At 38.3% G+C, this 16,629-nt stretch carries 21 protein-coding genes and 1 other RNA gene; 4 read left to right on the forward strand and 18 right to left on the reverse strand.

From position 1 onward, the window contains the following. Nucleotides 1–84 precede the first annotated feature (84 nt). Entirely contained in the window at nucleotides 85–441 is a 357-nt protein-coding gene (locus tag ID741_RS02160) for a hypothetical protein (protein ID WP_218327506.1), read from the reverse strand. Nucleotides 442–519: 78 nt separating this feature from the next. Next, nucleotides 520–918: a CvfD/Ygs/GSP13 family RNA-binding post-transcriptional regulator gene (locus ID741_RS02165; RefSeq protein WP_438718903.1), complete on the reverse strand. Its 399-nt coding sequence runs from the start codon at nucleotides 916–918 to the stop codon at nucleotides 520–522. Nucleotides 919–1,068: 150 nt separating this feature from the next. Between ID741_RS02165 and ID741_RS02170 the strand changes: the two genes are divergently transcribed. Next, a complete protein-coding gene (locus tag ID741_RS02170) occupies nucleotides 1,069–2,229 on the forward strand; it encodes a MalY/PatB family protein (protein ID WP_438718904.1) in 1,161 nt (386 codons plus the stop codon). A 71-nt stretch (nucleotides 2,230–2,300) separates the two neighbouring features. Here ID741_RS02170 and ID741_RS02175 read toward each other — a convergent pair whose 3' ends face one another. After that, the gene (locus tag ID741_RS02175) at nucleotides 2,301–2,885 is read right to left on the reverse strand and encodes a peptidylprolyl isomerase (RefSeq protein ID WP_438720434.1); all 585 of its coding nucleotides are present in this window, start codon (nucleotides 2,883–2,885) and stop codon (nucleotides 2,301–2,303) included. A gap of 110 nt (nucleotides 2,886–2,995) precedes the next feature. On the opposite strand from ID741_RS02175, the gene ID741_RS02180 reads away from it, so the two are divergent. Next, entirely contained in the window at nucleotides 2,996–3,994 is a 999-nt protein-coding gene (locus ID741_RS02180) for an NAD(P)/FAD-dependent oxidoreductase (protein ID WP_438718905.1), read from the forward strand. A 1-nt stretch (nucleotide 3,995) separates the two neighbouring features. After that, nucleotides 3,996–4,505, forward strand: a complete 510-nt coding sequence (locus ID741_RS02185; protein ID WP_218327510.1) for a phosphatidylglycerophosphatase A family protein — start codon at nucleotides 3,996–3,998, stop codon at nucleotides 4,503–4,505. A 40-nt stretch (nucleotides 4,506–4,545) separates the two neighbouring features. Here the strand turns inward: ID741_RS02185 and ID741_RS02190 are convergent, their stop codons facing one another. From ID741_RS02190 to ID741_RS02220, 7 genes are all read right to left on the reverse strand, one after another. After that, a complete protein-coding gene (locus tag ID741_RS02190; RefSeq protein WP_438718906.1) occupies nucleotides 4,546–5,352 on the reverse strand; it encodes a MerR family transcriptional regulator in 807 nt (268 codons plus the stop codon). Nucleotides 5,353–5,357: 5 nt separating this feature from the next. Further along, nucleotides 5,358–6,098, reverse strand: a complete 741-nt coding sequence (locus ID741_RS02195) for an ABC transporter permease (protein ID WP_438718907.1) — start codon at nucleotides 6,096–6,098, stop codon at nucleotides 5,358–5,360. Beyond that, nucleotides 6,091–6,813: an ABC transporter ATP-binding protein gene (locus ID741_RS02200; protein ID WP_438718908.1), complete on the reverse strand. Its 723-nt coding sequence runs from the start codon at nucleotides 6,811–6,813 to the stop codon at nucleotides 6,091–6,093. The genes ID741_RS02195 and ID741_RS02200 overlap by 8 nt, the downstream gene beginning before the upstream one ends. 93 nt (nucleotides 6,814–6,906) lie before the next feature. Then, on the reverse strand, nucleotides 6,907–7,548 hold the full coding sequence (locus ID741_RS02205; protein ID WP_438718909.1) for a TIGR01906 family membrane protein: 642 nt from the start codon (nucleotides 7,546–7,548) through the stop codon (nucleotides 6,907–6,909). Continuing rightward, nucleotides 7,541–8,308 carry a TIGR01457 family HAD-type hydrolase gene (locus tag ID741_RS02210; RefSeq protein ID WP_438718910.1) on the reverse strand — a complete coding sequence of 256 codons (768 nt, stop codon included), beginning with the start codon at nucleotides 8,306–8,308 and terminating at the stop codon, nucleotides 7,541–7,543. Before ID741_RS02210 ends, ID741_RS02205 begins: the two co-directional genes overlap by 8 nt. Nucleotides 8,309–8,312: 4 nt before the next feature. Further along, entirely contained in the window at nucleotides 8,313–8,918 is a 606-nt protein-coding gene (locus tag ID741_RS02215) for a YutD family protein (protein WP_218327516.1), read from the reverse strand. Nucleotides 8,919–8,952: 34 nt separating this feature from the next. Next, nucleotides 8,953–10,332: a bifunctional metallophosphatase/5'-nucleotidase gene (locus tag ID741_RS02220; RefSeq protein ID WP_438718911.1), complete on the reverse strand. Its 1,380-nt coding sequence runs from the start codon at nucleotides 10,330–10,332 to the stop codon at nucleotides 8,953–8,955. A gap of 82 nt (nucleotides 10,333–10,414) precedes the next feature. Here ID741_RS02220 and ID741_RS02225 point away from each other — a divergent pair, with 82 nt between their 5' ends. Then, the gene (locus ID741_RS02225) at nucleotides 10,415–10,879 is read left to right on the forward strand and encodes a methylated-DNA--[protein]-cysteine S-methyltransferase (protein WP_438718912.1); all 465 of its coding nucleotides are present in this window, start codon (nucleotides 10,415–10,417) and stop codon (nucleotides 10,877–10,879) included. A gap of 18 nt (nucleotides 10,880–10,897) precedes the next feature. On the opposite strand, the gene ID741_RS02230 is transcribed toward ID741_RS02225, so the two are convergent. From ID741_RS02230 to ID741_RS02265, 8 genes are all read right to left on the reverse strand, one after another. Next, nucleotides 10,898–11,398: an LURP-one-related/scramblase family protein gene (locus tag ID741_RS02230; RefSeq protein ID WP_218327519.1), complete on the reverse strand. Its 501-nt coding sequence runs from the start codon at nucleotides 11,396–11,398 to the stop codon at nucleotides 10,898–10,900. Nucleotides 11,399–11,409: 11 nt separating this feature from the next. Beyond that, the gene (locus tag ID741_RS02235; RefSeq protein ID WP_438718913.1) at nucleotides 11,410–12,276 is read right to left on the reverse strand and encodes an SPFH domain-containing protein; all 867 of its coding nucleotides are present in this window, start codon (nucleotides 12,274–12,276) and stop codon (nucleotides 11,410–11,412) included. Between the two features lie 107 nt (nucleotides 12,277–12,383). Beyond that, nucleotides 12,384–12,470: signal recognition particle sRNA small type (ffs, locus tag ID741_RS02240), an RNA gene on the reverse strand. Nucleotides 12,471–12,496: 26 nt separating this feature from the next. Further along, complete coding sequence (gene tadA / locus ID741_RS02245; RefSeq protein WP_438718914.1) at nucleotides 12,497–13,000, reverse strand: tRNA adenosine(34) deaminase TadA; 504 nt, start codon at nucleotides 12,998–13,000, stop codon at nucleotides 12,497–12,499. Nucleotides 13,001–13,071: 71 nt separating this feature from the next. Then, on the reverse strand, nucleotides 13,072–13,407 hold the full coding sequence (locus tag ID741_RS02250) for a hypothetical protein (protein ID WP_218327522.1): 336 nt from the start codon (nucleotides 13,405–13,407) through the stop codon (nucleotides 13,072–13,074). 59 nt (nucleotides 13,408–13,466) lie between these two features. Further along, nucleotides 13,467–14,180 (reverse strand): zinc metallopeptidase, encoded by a 714-nt coding sequence (locus ID741_RS02255; RefSeq protein ID WP_218327523.1) that lies wholly within the window; start codon nucleotides 14,178–14,180, stop codon nucleotides 13,467–13,469. Between the two features lie 80 nt (nucleotides 14,181–14,260). Next, entirely contained in the window at nucleotides 14,261–15,214 is a 954-nt protein-coding gene (locus tag ID741_RS02260; RefSeq protein ID WP_438718915.1) for a DHH family phosphoesterase, read from the reverse strand. Between the two features lie 27 nt (nucleotides 15,215–15,241). Next, nucleotides 15,242–16,573, reverse strand: a complete 1,332-nt coding sequence (locus ID741_RS02265; RefSeq protein WP_218327524.1) for a DRTGG domain-containing protein — start codon at nucleotides 16,571–16,573, stop codon at nucleotides 15,242–15,244. Between the last annotated feature and the right edge of the window lie 56 nt (nucleotides 16,574–16,629).

Here is a 16,629-nt window from a genome sequence, read left to right on the forward strand (position 1 = left end):
TTCATTTACAGTCCGTCAATAGTTTTTTTCTGAAAAAATAAAAAAATCTGAAAAGAAATTTTTCTTTCCAGATTTCACAGTATTTTATTTAAATAATGGTACGCCTTCAATTTGTACACTGCTTAAAATTTCTCTCAAACTATCTGGTGTTTCCCAAAAATAATCTTGGGGTAAAGCGGTGGTTGTACCTTGCATTTCAAATACATAAAGCGGCATGCTTTGTCCTCTACTTTGCGTATTTGTTAGCTCCATTAAATTAATATTGTTGACATCAATTAGCAACTTTTCCTTCAAAAAGTTCAAAAAGCTTGCTAAAACAGTGTTTCCAGTTTGGGTATCCGTGCGAGCGAATTCTTTCGTACTTCCATCTTCGTGAACTAAAAAACGTTTTGAACCATCTTCCAGATGTAACATAATCGTTCCAGATATTTGTTTTGTCACAATATTCACCTCTAAGTTTTACTGGTTAAAACATTGTAACATCTTTTCTGAAAAAATGGAATTTCCAAATGAAAAATATCATTGGTTTCCATCTTTTATTTTCGCAGCAGCATTTTCTTGTAATGCTTCATAGGTTTCTTTTGTCCAGATAGGCATGTTTTCTGCTAATGAACGAAAACCGATATGCTTGTTACGGTTGGTAAAGTATCTTTTTCGATGCAAAGATGGCGGTGCTGGATGCATCATTAAAGTTCGTAAAGACAAACTGATTTTTTCAGTATACTCGTCAATATCAATGATTTGAACCTTGACTGTCTCACCGACATTTAAATATTGATGAATATTTTTAGTGTAGCCAGATTGGATTTCGGATACATGAATTAGTCCTTGTGTCTGATCATCTAATGATACAAATGCACCGTATGGCTGAATACCGGTAATTTTTCCTTTGATAACTTGTCCTATTTTATAACTCATTTGATTCCCTCTCTTCGCTTTTTCATTATACTTGAAAAGTTTAATTTATTATAGTTTTTTAGAAGAAAGCATTTTTTATTACTATTTCTTGCTTGTAAAACGTATACTGTTAATGAGAGAGATCATGTTACGAATAGGAGGATTTTTTTTATGGTAAATTTTGATCAAGAAATTAATCGGACCGGAACACAAAGTATTAAATGGGACGAAATTAATAAGATGCACAATGAAAGTGGCTTACTTCCTTTGTGGATTGCCGATATGGATTTTAAAGCTCCTGAAGGGGTGATTGACAGCTATCAAAAATTATTGAATCACGGAATTTTTGGTTATACGGCAGCCAGCGATGATTTGTTTTCCGCTTTGATAAATTGGGAGAAGAAAAGATATAATTTATCATTAACCACTGAGAATATTTTACTTTTCACTAGTGTATTAGCAGGAATTACAACGGCGATTCAAACCTTCACACAAGCAAATGACGCTGTTTTGATTCACGATCCCGTATATCCACCCTTTGCTGACATTGTAAAACGAAATAAAAGAAAATTGGTCCGTAGTCGTTTAATTGAAGAAAAGGGACAATTTAAAATGGATTTTTCTGATATGGAAGAAAAATTCAAAAAGCAAAATATCAAAGCTTTTATTCTATGTAACCCCCATAATCCCGGTGGACGTGTCTGGTCGAAAGCGGAACTTACACAATTAGGCGAACTATGTAAAAAATATCATGTTATCGTGTTGGCAGATGAGATTCATCAAGATCTAGTATTTGAACCAGCCGAAATGACTTCATTTCTGACAGCCGGTTCCTTCGATGACTTTGCGATTAAATTTACTTCAGTCACTAAAACATTTAATTTAGCTGGCATCAAAAGTGCTGTAGCCATCGTTAAAAATCCTGCCTTGAAGACACGCTTGGAACAATATCAACAGATGAACTTCCAACACGAGGTCAATACTTTTGGAATGGTGGGCATGCAAGCCGCCTATGAAACCGGTGGAGAATGGCTAGCCGAATTGCTGCTTTATTTAAAGAAAAACATTGCTTATACTTTAGAATTCTTTGCTGAAAATCTTCCAAAAGTCAAGATCATGCAGCCGGAAGGAACCTATCTCTTGTGGTTAGATTTTTCTGAGTATGGTTTAACTGATGAGGTATTAGAAAATAAATTGGTTCATGAAGGGAAAGTCGTTTTAAATCCGGGGATTAGCTATGGTTCTGGTGGCGCCCATCATATGCGTTTGAATGTTGCTTGTCCGCTAAAAACATTGCAAGCAGGTTTAGAGCGCATCAAGAAATATTTGTAAAAATTAATTCATCTAAATAAAATGCCCCTCAAAAGCTGACTTAAAAACCAACTTTTGAGGGGCATTATTTTTTATTCTACTTCGATTGATTCGATGATTACATCGTTGACTGGTTTATCTTGTGGTCCACGTTTCACTGCACCGATGGCGTCGACAACGTCCATTCCATCAATGACTTGACCGAAAACAGTATGGCGACCATCTAACCAAGGTGTTCCGCCATCTTTATAAGTTTCGACAATTTCATTTGGGAAACCAGCATCAGCCAATTGACCTAACATATTATCTGGTACATTTTGGTTGTTTACGATGAAAAATTGGCTACCATTAGTGTTTGGGCCAGCATTTGCCATCGATAATGCACCACGAACGTTAAATAATTTTTGTGAAAATTCATCTTCAAATTTTGCACCATAGATACTTTCACCACCCATACCAGTACCGGTTGGATCGCCACCTTGAATCATGAAATCAGGAATAACACGGTGGAAAATTACGCTATCGTAGTAACCTTTGTTAGCTAATTCAATAAAGTTTTGAACCGTTCTTGGTGCTTCGTCGATAAATAATGCGACTTTAATATCTCCCATATTGGTTTTGATTGTTGCTTTTGGACCAAAATGAGCATCAATGTTTAATTGTGGAAACAAATTAATTTCCTCCTTTAATTTTACTGATTATATTTTATCAGATTTTCGCCAGATTTCACATTAATTCATTTCTCATAAAAGATTTGTTACAATAAGAGCTCGAAAGGAAGTTTGTTATGGAAATATATGATGTAACAATTATCGGAGCCGGACCAGTCGGTATGTATGCCGCTTTTTACGCTGGAATTCGACAAGCAAAAACTAAAATCATCGACTCTTTACCACAGCTTGGCGGACAATTAACCACACTCTATGCCGAAAAATATATTTATGATATCCCAGGATTTCCTGCAATTAAAGCCGGTGACCTGATTCATAATTTAGAAGAACAGCTACAAACTTTTTCTCATACTTATTGTTTAGCTGAAGAAGTCCTACATTTAGAAAAAAAAGAAGATTACTTTATCTTGACCACCAATAAAGACGTTCATTATAGTAAATCGGTCATCCTTGCCTTAGGAAACGGTTCTTTCCAACCGCGAAAATTACAAGTGGAAAAAGCGGATTACTTTGAGAATAATGGGATTGCTTACTATATAAATGATTTGATGCAATATGCTGGCAAGAAAGTTGCGATTGCTGGTGGAGGTGACTCGGCGATTGACTGGGCTTTAATGCTAGAACCAATTGCTGCAGAAGTCTCCTTAATTCATCGCCGCCCAGAATTTCGGGGGCATGAACACAGTGTGACAAAATTAAAAAATTCAACTGTTAAGCTATATACCTCGTATTTAATTAAAGAACTCCATGGTGAACAAAATTTAACGGGAATTACTTTGCAAAAAGCTAAAACAGATGAGTTTGAAACTTTAGACGTCGATACTTTGATGGTCAATTATGGTTTTACTTCTTCATTGGATCATTTGACAGTTTGGGGAATTGACAATTCTCGCCGTGGGATTGAAGTGGCTTCAAATATGGAGACTTCCTTAAATGGCGTCTTTGCTGCTGGTGATATTGTCGACTATGATGGCAAGGTAAAACTAATTGCTACTGGTTTTGGTGAAGCACCGACAGCCATTAACAATGCGCTATTTTATAATGATCCTAAAACAAGACGTCAACCCGTCCACAGTACCAGCTTATTTCCAAAACTAAAAGAACAGGAGAATTAATATGGTTTTTGAGACAGATCATTTAGAAGAATTTGCTCGCGGTTTATTGGTAGAACGAGGTGTTTCAATCAACGACATCGCCGAATTGGTTTTCTTTTTACAAAAAGATTATGTGGTGGATTTAACCCTTGAACAATGTGCTTACAGCGTTGATCGAGTGTTGACTAAGCGAGAAGTCCACAATGCGATTATTACCGGTGTGCAACTGGATAAATTAGCCGAAGAAAAAAAACTAGACTCACCCTTGCAGGAAATCATCGAGGAAGATGAGGGCTTGTATGGCATTGATGAAATCATGGCGTTATCGATCGTCAATGTGTTTGGTTCTATTGGTTTTACTAACTATGGCTATATCGACAAAGTCAAACCAGGGATTTTAGAAAAATTAAACAGCCATGATGGTGTTCATGTTCATACTTTTTTAGATGACTTAGTGGGCGCAATTGCGGCGGCGGCGGCCAGTCGTTTGGCCCATGAAGAACCACAAAAATTAGATGGCTCAATGAAATAAAACGAGACAGCACTAGATTTTTTCTAGCGCTGTCTCATTTTTATTTTACTGGTATTTGAATTTCCGTCAGCCATTCTTCAGTCGATTCTTTATTCCAGATACCGTCAATATAATTTTCTCGTGGCAAATCAGCTATTTCGAAACCATGGGCTTCAATATAATTCAATATCGCTGCGTAGGCTTGTGGTAGATTTTCATAAGCGCCTCGATGCATCGTACAAACGGCTCGTGGAACTTCTTTGATCATCTTAAATTTCAACTCGCCAAAATCTGGCTTCATTTCGGTGACCGCTTCACAAATTTCGTAATCAATTTCACTTTCACGATATTCCTGATCGTGGTAAATGTTGAAACAATATTCAGGAATCCGACATTCGCAGCCAGCTTGTTCCATTAAGCGCCCCATTTCTGGCACAACGGTTAAAAGTTCCTGATAAGTATTGACTGTTCTGCGAACGGAAGCAATAATCACTTCTGGCAGCGCCTTTACCACCATGTGATAAGTCTGCAAATAATCTTGTTGCATATAGCTTTCAATCATCGATAACATTTGAGTCTTCTCGGCAATTTCACGTAAAAGTTGTACCTTTTTGTGCTGCAACAGATTATTCTCTGCTTTCCCCTGGGTGCTGGCTTGAATTTCTTCAATCGAAAAACCAATCTTTTTTAGTGCCAATAATTGATGCAACTGTCCTACTTGACCTGCACTATAATAGCGATAACCATTATCGGGATCAATAAAACGTGGCTTCAACAAGCCAATATCATCATAATAGCGCAATGTTTTAATCGTCACTTGATTCATTTTAGAAAACATGCCGATCCGATATAATTTTTCTTCTTCCATCTCATCTACTCCCAACGAAAAATTTTGATTGCCACAACGAAGGTAATAATACCTAGAAGGACTAGGTAGCTAATGATCATCCCTTGATTTTCTAACGGCTGCGCTAAAGTGATACTCTTTAAAAGTTTGATACCTTGGGTTAAAGGTAAAACAGAAGCGACCTGTTGAACCACTTTAGGAAATAATTCAAAAGGAATCACCGCTCCCGATAAAAACAACATTGGAAAATAAACAAAGGTACAAACAACATTAGCAATCTTCAAATTTTTACACAAGCTAGCAATCAATAAACCTAAACCATACATACTGAACATCACTAAAAAGTAGCCGCCAATTAATTTTAGCCAACTGCCCTGCATTTGATAATTCAAGAAGACAATCCCTACAAATATCACGATAACCGCTGAAGCAATCGCGGTCAAGGCTGCTACGATAAATTGCGCCAATATAACTACCAGCGGAGAAACCGGAGTCACAAAAAAGTGTTTCAAAATCTTTTTGTCCCGATAATCACAGATCGTCAGCGGAATCCCCATAAAAGCTGTTGCACAAATACCGACAGCCAACAAAGAAGCAAAACTACTGTCTAAAAAAGTATAATCCGCACCGTTTGCCGAATGATTACCAGCAATCATCGCAATCAAAAGTAATACACAAACAGGCATACCAATCCCAAAAATAATGCCATCCAGCGTTCGCGTCGCTAATTTCCCTTGAATTTTTGTTAAGGTTAATAAACTATGCATGCTTGTTCCCTCCCATATAAAAAAGATACGCCTCTTCCAAATTGTCATACATTGTTTGTTGAATGACTTCCTCCACTTCACCTGTGATCACTTTTTGCCCATCCTTTATTAAAAATACCCGATCACACAACATTTCAGCCTCTTCCATATAATGAGTTGTCAAAATAATCGTCAAGCCTTGCTTCTTTAGATCTAGCAACGTTTGCCAAACCTCTCGCCGCGCTTCAGTATCTAAGCCAGTCGTTAGCTCATCTAGAAAAATCACTTGCGGTTGCGGAATGAGGGCTAAAATAATTGAAAGCTTTTGTCTTTGTCCACATGATAAATCTGCTACTTTTTGTTTCAAGAATGGTTCAAGACCAAATAATGTCAGCAATTCTCGATAGTCTCTCGGCGCTTCGTACAAGCTAGCCATCTCTTCACACAATTCCTGCACCCGAATCATATCCTGATAACTGGATGATTGTAGCTGAACCCCGACCTTTTGAAAAACAGTCTGACGATTCTTTCTAGGATTGCTACCGAAAATTTTAGCTTCTCCAGCATCCAGTTTGCGAATCCCTAGGAGACATTCAATTGTAGTAGATTTCCCAGCACCATTAGGTCCCAACAACCCAAAAACTTCTCCCGCCTTGACTGAAAAGCTTAAGCCCTTTACAACTGTTTTCCCTCCATATTTTTTGGTTAGATTTTTTGCTTCGACACAGATTGTCATCATCGACCGCCCCTTTCATTTACTAGGATATAATCTCCCCTAAGTGGAGGGTCAACCGATTTTTGAAAAAAAAAAGCAACGAAAATTCGTCGCTTACAAGACATCTCTTTTTAAAGAACGTTTGCCAATGAAAATCTGCACCAAGAAAAATACCTCTAGTAATACAAAAAATAAAATAAAACAATACATAAAGAAATCTTCTGGTAGCACATTGATAATCGGATCAGTCACCGGATTAAATATCCAGTCATCATTACTGAAAAATGTTTCATGGAATAAGACAAAGAACTGATTAAAATTCAACGCGCCAACAGCTGCAATTACCAAAGGAATGACAAAAGCAATTTTAAAGGGTCGCTGCATGGTCCATAAACGCTTCGTCTTCACTAAATGACGCAAATAAAAAATACTGGGAATGATGGTCACAATTAACACACCATAATTCAGTAGAAATAACTTTTTCACATCTACAAAATGCACGGCACCACTTTCAGAGACTGGAAAATCAGACATCTTTAATTGATCTACCCAAGGTAAATTCAAATAATGCATCAGCTGATCGAAGTTTTTCATCAGTTGATCTTTTGAAAAAGTTACATAGTCCAACACATTTAAATGATCTACCGAAAAGCTATATAACCAACGAGCATTAATCGTTAAAGTAATCGCTAAAGTCAACAAGGTAAAAATCCAACAAATTAAACCTAATCGCTCCAGCCATTTCCAGCTATTCAAATGACCACTCGTCTAAAGAATCCACTACATATGTCGGTGCTTCTGGTAAAGTGGCTACTTCAGCTTTTTGAGTGAAGCCTGATAGGACAAGGAGTGAATCAACTTGATTATTGATTCCTGCTAGGATATCCGTCGTGTAGTTATCCCCTACCATTAAGACTTCTGATTTTTTTAAATTAAGAATTTCGATGGCTTTATCCATGATGATGGCTTCAGGCTTACCGATGTAAGTCGCTTTTTGTTGCGTCGAAGCTTCCACCATGGCAATCACAGAACCAGCACCTGGTAAAAGTCCACGTTCTGTCGGAATGTTTTTATCTGGATTGGTGCCGATAAATTTCCCGCCTTTTTGAATGGCTAAAGTAGCTTTGACAAATTTCTCATACGTTAATTCTGTATCTAGGCCAACCACTACGTAGTCTGGAGTTTCTTCATCCCAAACAAAACCAGCCGCCAAAATCGGCTCAACCAAACCGGGTTCACCGATAATATAAACCATGTTGCCCAAATGTAAATCCTTCATATAATCAATCGTTGCCAAGGTAGCGGTATACACCGTTTCTTCCGGTACATTAATCGCGAATTCATTTTTCAAACGACTAGCCACCATCGCTGGAGTTTTCGTTGTGTTATTGGTTAAAAATAAAAACGGAATTTCTTGTTTTTGTAAGCTTTCTACGAAGCGGCGTCCCGCTGGAATCGGCTCTGTTCCGCGATAGATGGTTCCATCTAAATCAATTAAATACCCTTGATATTTCACATACTCACTCTTCTCTTTGTCGAATCACAAAACGACCTTGGTTATCTTGTTCTTTTGGTTTACTAGTTGTTTCTTTTTTCGGTTTGCGATTTTTAATCACTGGTTTTTTCTTGGATTGATTACTAACGGCCACCTTTTTTTCTTCTGTGTAGGCTTGGTTAGTCACTTTTTTATTTTTTGGTCGTTTACGTTTCTTACGATTGGCATTACTTCTTTTACCACCAGTCCGCTCAATCACAAAAAAAGCACAGCCAAAGTTACAATATTCATATAAATAGTCTTCTAACGTATCAATCCGTTGTTCGGGATTGCTTTTACGATCATCACTTCTAAAGAAACCTTTTAAACGTAATTTTTCATAGCCCCAGTCACCTACGACATAATCATAGCGACTCAAGACATCGCTGAAGCGTTCACCTAACATGTCGGCATCAAAGCCGTCACGATAATTTTTTACTAGTTGATATTGGCGTTCGCCTACCAGTAGATTTTTGTCGTCTACCATGGTTACCAACTCGCCTTTTTTCTTTTCTTCAACGGGGGTTTCTACGATTTCTTCAAGTACAGATGTCATTTCATCTGTGACATTTTTTTCTTTTGTTTCTGACATCTTCTCACCACCTGAAAGTTATTATACCTTGTTTTTATTGGATTGGGTAGTGACGATGGAGATAGTCTCCCAGAACTGTCCGAATAAAAGCCGGAAATAAAAATTGATAATCACCAGCAATTTCAATCGTTGGGAAAAAGGGGACAAACATAAAATGATCCACCGTAACAATACTATACGTACCAGCTGGATCCACCAGCTCACCCAAATAACGGACTTGATGATTAACGGCGTCATATTCGATACCGTCATAAACCAAATGACCAAAAACCTTTCCACGAAAGCCCATGCCCATCACAGGAAATTGAATTAGAAAATGACGATTCTTTTCCATTTCAAAAATCAAACGAATCAAATCACTGCCGCTAAAAGTTACTTTGATTAAATGCATCGGATGAGGCAAAGCTTCGTGAAGCTGATCTTGGTTGACGACCCCTTTAGGTAAATCTGCTAAAAATAAACCGGTGTTCAAAATAGCCGCCTCTGTATTTGCGGATTCTTCCACTGCCTTCAAAGCATATTTAATCATGGGATGATCGCCAAAAGGTTTTTGGGTCATCTCAAAAGGAATCTTGGCGACGGTCTTTTCTGCTAATAACTGATGCCCTTCTGCAAAATAGCCAGCAATTTCTTCTTCATCCTCTGGTAATGCCAACATATCAGCTGTCGCAAAAGTATCGGCTTTGGTCTTAACAATCTTATGATCATCATCTAAGTAGAGATCGACTTCACCGACATACTGACCGAATTTTCCAGCAGCCGCTAGCTGAACATTGCCGATTTTTTCGCCTTTTTCAAATAAATGATGGGTGTGAGAACCTAAAATCACATCGATTTGAGGAAATTCTACCGCAATGCGGCGATCGACACTAATCCCTAAATGGCTCAGCAAAATTAGTACATCCACTTTCGGACGCATATCTGCCACCAAGCGGGGTAAAATATCCGTTTCTTGGCGAATATCCCAGCCATTGGGATTATAAGTCAGTGGAAAAGGCGCAGTAAAAGCGATTAAGCCAATTTTGGTCCCTTTTTCTGTCGTCATTATTTTACTTGATTGCGCCCACTCCGGCGGTTGTAACGTATTTTTATCAAATAAATTATCTAATAAAACATCAAAATTTGCTTCATCATATAGATGGTTTAATTCCGCTTTTGAATTGCCCACCCCTTCATTATTACCGATGGTGGCAGCATCATAATGAATCTGATTCATTAGGTGGACATTCGCCTGACCATTGGTTGCTTCAGTTAAAGGATGCCAGCGATCCACAAAATCACCTAAATCCACGGTAATAATTGGACCATCGGTAGTTTCCGCTTGTTTACGACTCAATAAAAAGCGGCGAATTTTAGGCCAATTTTCTAAATGGGAGTGCAAATCATTCGTATGTAAAATGTTAATTTTTTCCATAACAAGCCTCTTTCTCACTAGTTTAAACTGTTTTTATAGTACCATAGAGTTATAAAAATCCCGAAGTAAAGGAGCCATTGCCATGAAATTTTCTTCTATTCTTGGTCCGATTTGGTTAGATGCTGATGAAACTAGCTTGACGCAGGTTTCCTACAGTGAAATTCCTGAAACTGCTGAGGCTAATCAAGCGATTCTATTGCAAGCCAAAGATGAAATCATCGCCTACTTAGCTGGCGAACGAATTGACTTTAGCGTACCAATAAAATTTTTAAGTGGCACACCTTTTCAACAAGCTGCTTGGCGGGAATTACAAGCCATTCCTTATGGAGAAACCCGCAGCTATCAAGAACAAGCGACAAATATCGACCGACCAAAAGCTGTCCGAGCGATCGGTCAAGCCAATCGCAACAATCCCCTGGCAATCATTGTCCCTTGTCACCGCGTCCTAGGAAAAAATGGTCAATTGACTGGCTATTCCGGTTCTGGTGAAAAAGGTTTAGCCATCAAAGCCCAATTATTAAAGATCGAAAAAAGCCGAGAAAGCTAATCACTTTCTCGGCTTTTTCTAACTACTAGAACCTGAGCTGCTATTCGCCGATTCATCTGCTTTTACCCGATCAATGGCAATCACAATCGACAAGATCATAATTAAATAGTCTTCATCAAATATCTTAATTTCGTAGGTATCGCCCCACGAAACCCATTTTTTGTGAATTTCTGCCAAGGTTTTTCCTTTACGTTCAACGCTAAAATCCATGTCCCACCAATTGCCATCAACACTGACACCGTCAGCATTGATTTCATACTTAGCTTTTAAAAAAGTCAGTTTCTTTTGAATCTCCACCATTTCTTTACCGTCAATTTCAACAAAGAATTTTGGTAATAGGCTGATGGTTTTCTTAGTGATCTTACTGACTTCTCGGCCTTGTTCATCGGTAATTTCAAAAGTTTTTGGAATCTTCATAAAGCTACCATTCACGTAAAATCGTGGTTGCTGATTTTCATCAGTGACAGTAAATTTTTCGCCAATACTAAAGACTTTTTGCTTAATGTATAAAGTTTTCATTGGTCACCTCGCTAATTGTCCACATCGCCAGTATTAATCACTGGTTGAGTTCCTTTATCGGTAATAATAGACACCAGTAAATTATTAATCAATTGAATTTTTTTATCGTCGCTAAAAGCGATTTGTTGACCAGCTTCGATTTGTTCTAAAGCCATTTGCGTCATGGTCACTGCACCTTCCACGATTGTTTGTCGTGCAGATAAGATTGCTTTGGCTTGCTGACGTTGAAGCATTGCGTTGGCAATCTCAGTAGCATAAGCCAAATGATTCAAGCGGGTTTCCACGACTTCTACACCAGCAATTGCTAGACGTTCTTGTAATTCAAAAGCCAATTTTTCAGAAACTTCTTCAGTATTTCCCCGCAAAGTTAAATCATTTTCATCAAAGGTGTCGTAAGGATATTGAGTGGCAATATGACGAATCGCCGTTTCACTTTGGATTTCAACAAAATCCAAATAATAATCCACATCAAACAAAGCTTTCGCCGTATCGACTACTTTAAAAACAACCACTGCTGAAATCTCAACTGGATTACCATCAGAATCATTAACCTTCAACAATGAACTATTAAAGTTACGTACCTTCATTGAAATATTGGTTTTTTGGGTCAAAGGAGTTGTGATAAACAAGCCATTATCCTTAATCGTGCCTAAATATTTTCCAAAAAATAAAACTGCTTTGGCTTGATTCGGTCCGACAATCGTTAAAGAACTTAAAAATAGAACTGTAATAATCCACAAAACAATCCCGATAACTACCAAGCCGCTACTTTCACTCAAGGTTCCCCGTAAAAACAATAAGCCCCCGGCAACAAATAATATTACCAAGCCTAACAAACCAACATATCCATTCATATGAAAAGCTTTTTTCTCTTTCATTTTCAAAACCCTCCTCTTAAGTTGCCCTTAATTCTACGCCTCTTTCAAGTGGGTTTCAAATTTTTGTACAACAAAAAAGCACCTTCCAACGAAGATGCTGAGTCAACAATATAATCAGGCACATAGCAGATCCTGCTTAGTGCTGCTTCCTTCCGGATCTGACACAATTCACAAGCCTGCCATTGCCCTAGCCTTTCGGCAAAAGTTAGTATAACAAAAACTACTCTTTTTGACCAGTCTTTTTTTTCTTAGCTCTAATTTGTCTAAAAAAATTGGTCAATAAAGTGCCACATTCTTCAGCTAAAATATCGCCTTCTACATACGCTCGATGGTTAAACCGCTGATCTGTCAACAAGTTCATCAAGGTTCCGGCAGTTCCACCTTTCGGATCAGCTGCCCCAAAATAAACTTCCTCCACTCGTGCCAAAATCATTGCGCCACTACACATGGGACAAGGTTCTAGTGTCACGAAAAGTTGGCACTCTTCTAGGCGCCAGCTTTCAATTTTTCGGCAAGCCTCTTGAATCGCAAACATTTCAGCATGGCTGGTGGCATCTTGACTGTGCTCTCTTAAATTATGTCCGCGACCGATAATCTCACCTTGATACACGACGATTGCTCCGATGGGAACTTCGGCGATGGCTTCCGCTTTTTTTGCTTCCTTAATCGCTTCCATCATAAAAAACTCTTTTTCTACTTGATTAAACGAACTGATTCTTTCCATAAAAACTCCAATAATCATTTTCTTTTACTATAACAAAAAAACCAATGGAAATTATCCACTGGTTCAAAATTTTACATCATTTTATCGACAAATTGGAACAAACGATCTTTTAAATCTTCTGTACTGTCTTTGATGGATTCACCATAAACAGATACACGTTTTTTGCCGACCTTTATCTTCGCTAGGATATTCATCAGATTTTCTAAATCTTCATCTGATAATTTATCCACGATTCCTAGAAGTCTTTCGCTACCATCGAATTTATCATTGACGAACCGTTTCACTTTACAACGGTTTGACAGATGATGGGCTTTTTCAATGACCTTCCCAGAAACCACTGCAACACTTGCGACACCGACAACAGCTAAAGCACTGACACCAATTTTGATTTTTGTTGAATTTTTCATAGTTTTCGCCCCTCTTTTTCATCATACCACAGGTTTGAAATTTGTAAAAAAATTCAGTGTTAATTTCGGCGATTGTTGCCGCCAAATAATATGACTAGCCGCAATAACTGCAAGAAAGTCGCCATCGCACCAGCGACATAAGTCAAAGCTGCCGCAAATAGTACTTTTTTGGCTGCTGCTAGTTCTTCACTATCTAACAAATCCCCTTGACCTAAAATTTTCAAGGCTCTTCTTGAAGCATCAAATTCCACTGGCAAAGTGATTATTTGAAATAATAAAGCCAATGAAAAAGCAAAAATCCCGATATTGATCAAGGTTTGATTCCAGCTCATAAACACGCCGATTAAAATCAAAGGAAAGGCCAAGGTCGATCCTAAGTTTGCAACAGGAACGATCGCACCACGAATCTTCATCGGTATATAATGTTTAGCATCCTGAACCGCATGACCGCACTCGTGAGCGGCTACACCAATCGCTGCAACTGATGTTGATTGTGCGGTTGATTCCGACAAACTCAACATTTTATTGCCACTATTGTAATTATCAGTTAAATCTCCCGAAATTTGGGTCACACCGACATCATTGATTCCTTGGTTTTGTAAAATATAGCGAGCAGCTTCTGTCCCAGTCACGCCTTTGCGACTACGAACTTCATCGTATTTTGCATATGTTGATTTTACATAAGCGGAAGCAGCACCGGTAATGACTAAACCAATAATCACTAAAATAAAGGTTGGATCAAAAAGACTAAATAATCCATAACCACCGTACATAACTTGTCACTCTCCTATTCTTCACTAATACTCTGACGACTAATTTATCATTTTTTAGTGAACTTATTGTGAACTGTTTCCTAAGAATTGCTTTGTTTAAAGTCCCGACACAAGGCTTGAATTTCTTGATAAATTTCTTGGGCTTCTTTTTTATCATGGGCATTGGCACCACTGGCTAATGGATGTCCACCACCGTGATGTTTTTTGGCTAATTGGTTAATCACTGGTCCTTTAGAACGCAATCGCACACGATAATAACCTTCCGGCTGTTCTACAAAAACACCCCAAGCCAAGACTTCATCAATCACACCTGGTAATGGTACCAGCGCTGAAGTATCGGCATCGGTAATCCCATATTCCGTCATGATTTCTTTGGTTAAATAGACATAAGCTGCCCCATTTTCATCAACGGTTAAATGTTGATACAGATAACCTGAAAGTCTCGCTACACTAAAGGAGATTTGCTCGATTTCACGATTTAGTTTTGCGGCATCAATCCCATAATCTAAAAGCTCCGCGGCTATTCTTAAAGTATGACTAGTGGTCGCTGGGTATAAAAATCGTCCGGTATCACCAACAATTCCCGCATAAAGTAATCGCGCGGCATTTTCCGACATATTTAAATCTGTTTGATTAATCAAATCTGCAATCATTTCACTACTACTACTGGCACTCGTCTTAACCCAATGGATATCTCCATAAGGTTCATCATTGGGATGATGGTCAATTTTTATTAAAAAATCCCCAGTATGATAACGTTGATCGCTAACCCGCGGAGTATTGGCTGTATCAGTCACAATCACTAGGGCAGTTTGATAATAATCATCAGGAATTTCTTGCATTTCCGCTAAAAATTCTAAGCCTTCTACTGGTCCACCGACTTGATAGACTTCTTTATTCGGAAAAGTAAAACGAATCGCTTCTGCCAATCCGACTTGTGAGCCTAAAGCATCTGGATCCGGCCGTTGATGACGGTGAATAATAATCCGTTGATATTCTTTTATCTTGCTAAAAATCTCTTCTAAAATTTCCATACGTTCTCCATTCTGTCTCAAAAAATATTAACTCCGTTCCATTACTTGCATCACAACAATGGCTTTAGCTACAATCATTTTATCAATATACACTTCGACATCTAAACGCCCCGAACGACGTCCTAATTCTAAAATTTTCTGATGGATTTCAATCTCACTTTCCAACTGAATCAAGCGTAAATAATGTAAATTAATCTGTTCAATCATAGTATTGCGGCGTTGGTCCATAAAAATCGAACGTTGGGCTACATTGGCGACTAACTCACTTAATACGCCAAACGAAATCGTTCCGACACTATTAACCATCTGAGGTGTCACATCAAATTTGAAGTAAGGTGTTTCTAAAGAATTGCCCTCGCGGTCGGTATCGATTGTTTGTAGATCCCCAATAATTTGATCGGAAATCGTATTAGACATTTGCGGCTGTCTTTGGACTAGCTGCATCGCCTTCATGACATCTTGCCGAGAAACCATCCCAATGATGGTTAAATCATCTTTTACTACTGGCATCATTTCTAAGCCATCCCAAATCATTTGATGGCTGACTGAAGCGACACTGGTATTTCCTTTAACGGTCAAAGGGTCTCTCGTCATGACTCGATCGATTAATTGATTTTCCGGTTTTCCAATCACGTCTTTTGCGGTAACGACACCCATCACTCGCAAGTTTCGGTTCACTACTGGAAAACGTGAATGTCCCACTAAATCAGATGTTTGATTATAATCAGCAATCGTATCGCCTAATTGTAAATAAGAGGTTTTTTCTAATGGCATAAAAATATCACTGACTTGCATGATATCTTTTTTGATTAACTGGTCACTCAAAGCCCGGTTAATCATTGTCGCTACCGTAAAACTATCGTAAGTAGTCCGTAATACGGGTAATTCTAATTCATCGGCTAAAGCAGCAATCTCTGCTGATGTATCAAATCCACCGGTAATTAAAACAGCGGCACCATCTTTTAAAGCCAAACGCTGCGCACCTAGACGGTTCCCCACAATCAGTAAAGCGCCTGGCGTAATGTAGCGTTCCATAGCTTCTTCTGTCATGGCACCAATCACAAATTTATGTAAGTCTTTGTCTAAACCACTGGCTCCGCCTAAAACATCCCCTTCGATAATTCTGACTACTTCACCAAAAGTTAAACGCTCAATATTCTTTTTAAGTTTTCTCTCAATCCGAATCGTTCCTACCCGTTGAATGGTTGAAACCAATCCGATATTTTCCGCATCTTTAATAGCACGGTAGGCTGTTCCTTCACTGACTTGTAAATTTTTTGCTATTCCACGGACTGAAATTCTTTCGCCGACTGGTAAGCTTTCTATGTGTTCTAAGATTAAATCGTGCTTTGTTGCCATAATCCACCCCTGATTTCTATTTCATGAAAATAGTACAGCTTTGCGAATATAGTATA

It is taken from the genome of Enterococcus sp. AZ103, assembly GCF_051714685.1.
GTDB lineage: Bacteria > Bacillota > Bacilli > Lactobacillales > Enterococcaceae > Enterococcus_A > Enterococcus_A alishanensis.

Coding starts and splice junctions, on each gene's coding strand:
- tadA (WP_438718914.1), bottom strand. CDS start 13,000: ATGGAAAGAATCAGTTCGTTTAATCAAGTAGAAAAAGAGTTTTTTATG.
- ID741_RS02165 (WP_438718903.1), bottom strand. CDS start 918: ATGAGTTATAAAATAGGACAAGTTATCAAAGGAAAAATTACCGGTATT.
- ID741_RS02220 (WP_438718911.1), bottom strand. CDS start 10,332: ATGGAAAAAATTAACATTTTACATACGAATGATTTGCACTCCCATTTA.
- ID741_RS02180 (WP_438718905.1), top strand. CDS start 2,996: ATGGAAATATATGATGTAACAATTATCGGAGCCGGACCAGTCGGTATG.
- ID741_RS02255 (WP_218327523.1), bottom strand. CDS start 14,180: ATGTACGGTGGTTATGGATTATTTAGTCTTTTTGATCCAACCTTTATT.
- ID741_RS02260 (WP_438718915.1), bottom strand. CDS start 15,214: ATGGAAATTTTAGAAGAGATTTTTAGCAAGATAAAAGAATATCAACGG.
- ID741_RS02225 (WP_438718912.1), top strand. CDS start 10,415: ATGAAATTTTCTTCTATTCTTGGTCCGATTTGGTTAGATGCTGATGAA.
- ID741_RS02230 (WP_218327519.1), bottom strand. CDS start 11,398: ATGAAAACTTTATACATTAAGCAAAAAGTCTTTAGTATTGGCGAAAAA.
- ID741_RS02185 (WP_218327510.1), top strand. CDS start 3,996: ATGGTTTTTGAGACAGATCATTTAGAAGAATTTGCTCGCGGTTTATTG.
- ID741_RS02250 (WP_218327522.1), bottom strand. CDS start 13,407: ATGAAAAATTCAACAAAAATCAAAATTGGTGTCAGTGCTTTAGCTGTT.
- ID741_RS02235 (WP_438718913.1), bottom strand. CDS start 12,276: ATGAAAGAGAAAAAAGCTTTTCATATGAATGGATATGTTGGTTTGTTA.
- ID741_RS02200 (WP_438718908.1), bottom strand. CDS start 6,813: ATGACAATCTGTGTCGAAGCAAAAAATCTAACCAAAAAATATGGAGGG.
- ID741_RS02215 (WP_218327516.1), bottom strand. CDS start 8,918: ATGTCAGAAACAAAAGAAAAAAATGTCACAGATGAAATGACATCTGTA.
- ID741_RS02170 (WP_438718904.1), top strand. CDS start 1,069: ATGGTAAATTTTGATCAAGAAATTAATCGGACCGGAACACAAAGTATT.
- ID741_RS02265 (WP_218327524.1), bottom strand. CDS start 16,573: ATGGCAACAAAGCACGATTTAATCTTAGAACACATAGAAAGCTTACCA.
- ID741_RS02195 (WP_438718907.1), bottom strand. CDS start 6,098: ATGCATAGTTTATTAACCTTAACAAAAATTCAAGGGAAATTAGCGACG.
- ID741_RS02190 (WP_438718906.1), bottom strand. CDS start 5,352: ATGGAAGAAGAAAAATTATATCGGATCGGCATGTTTTCTAAAATGAAT.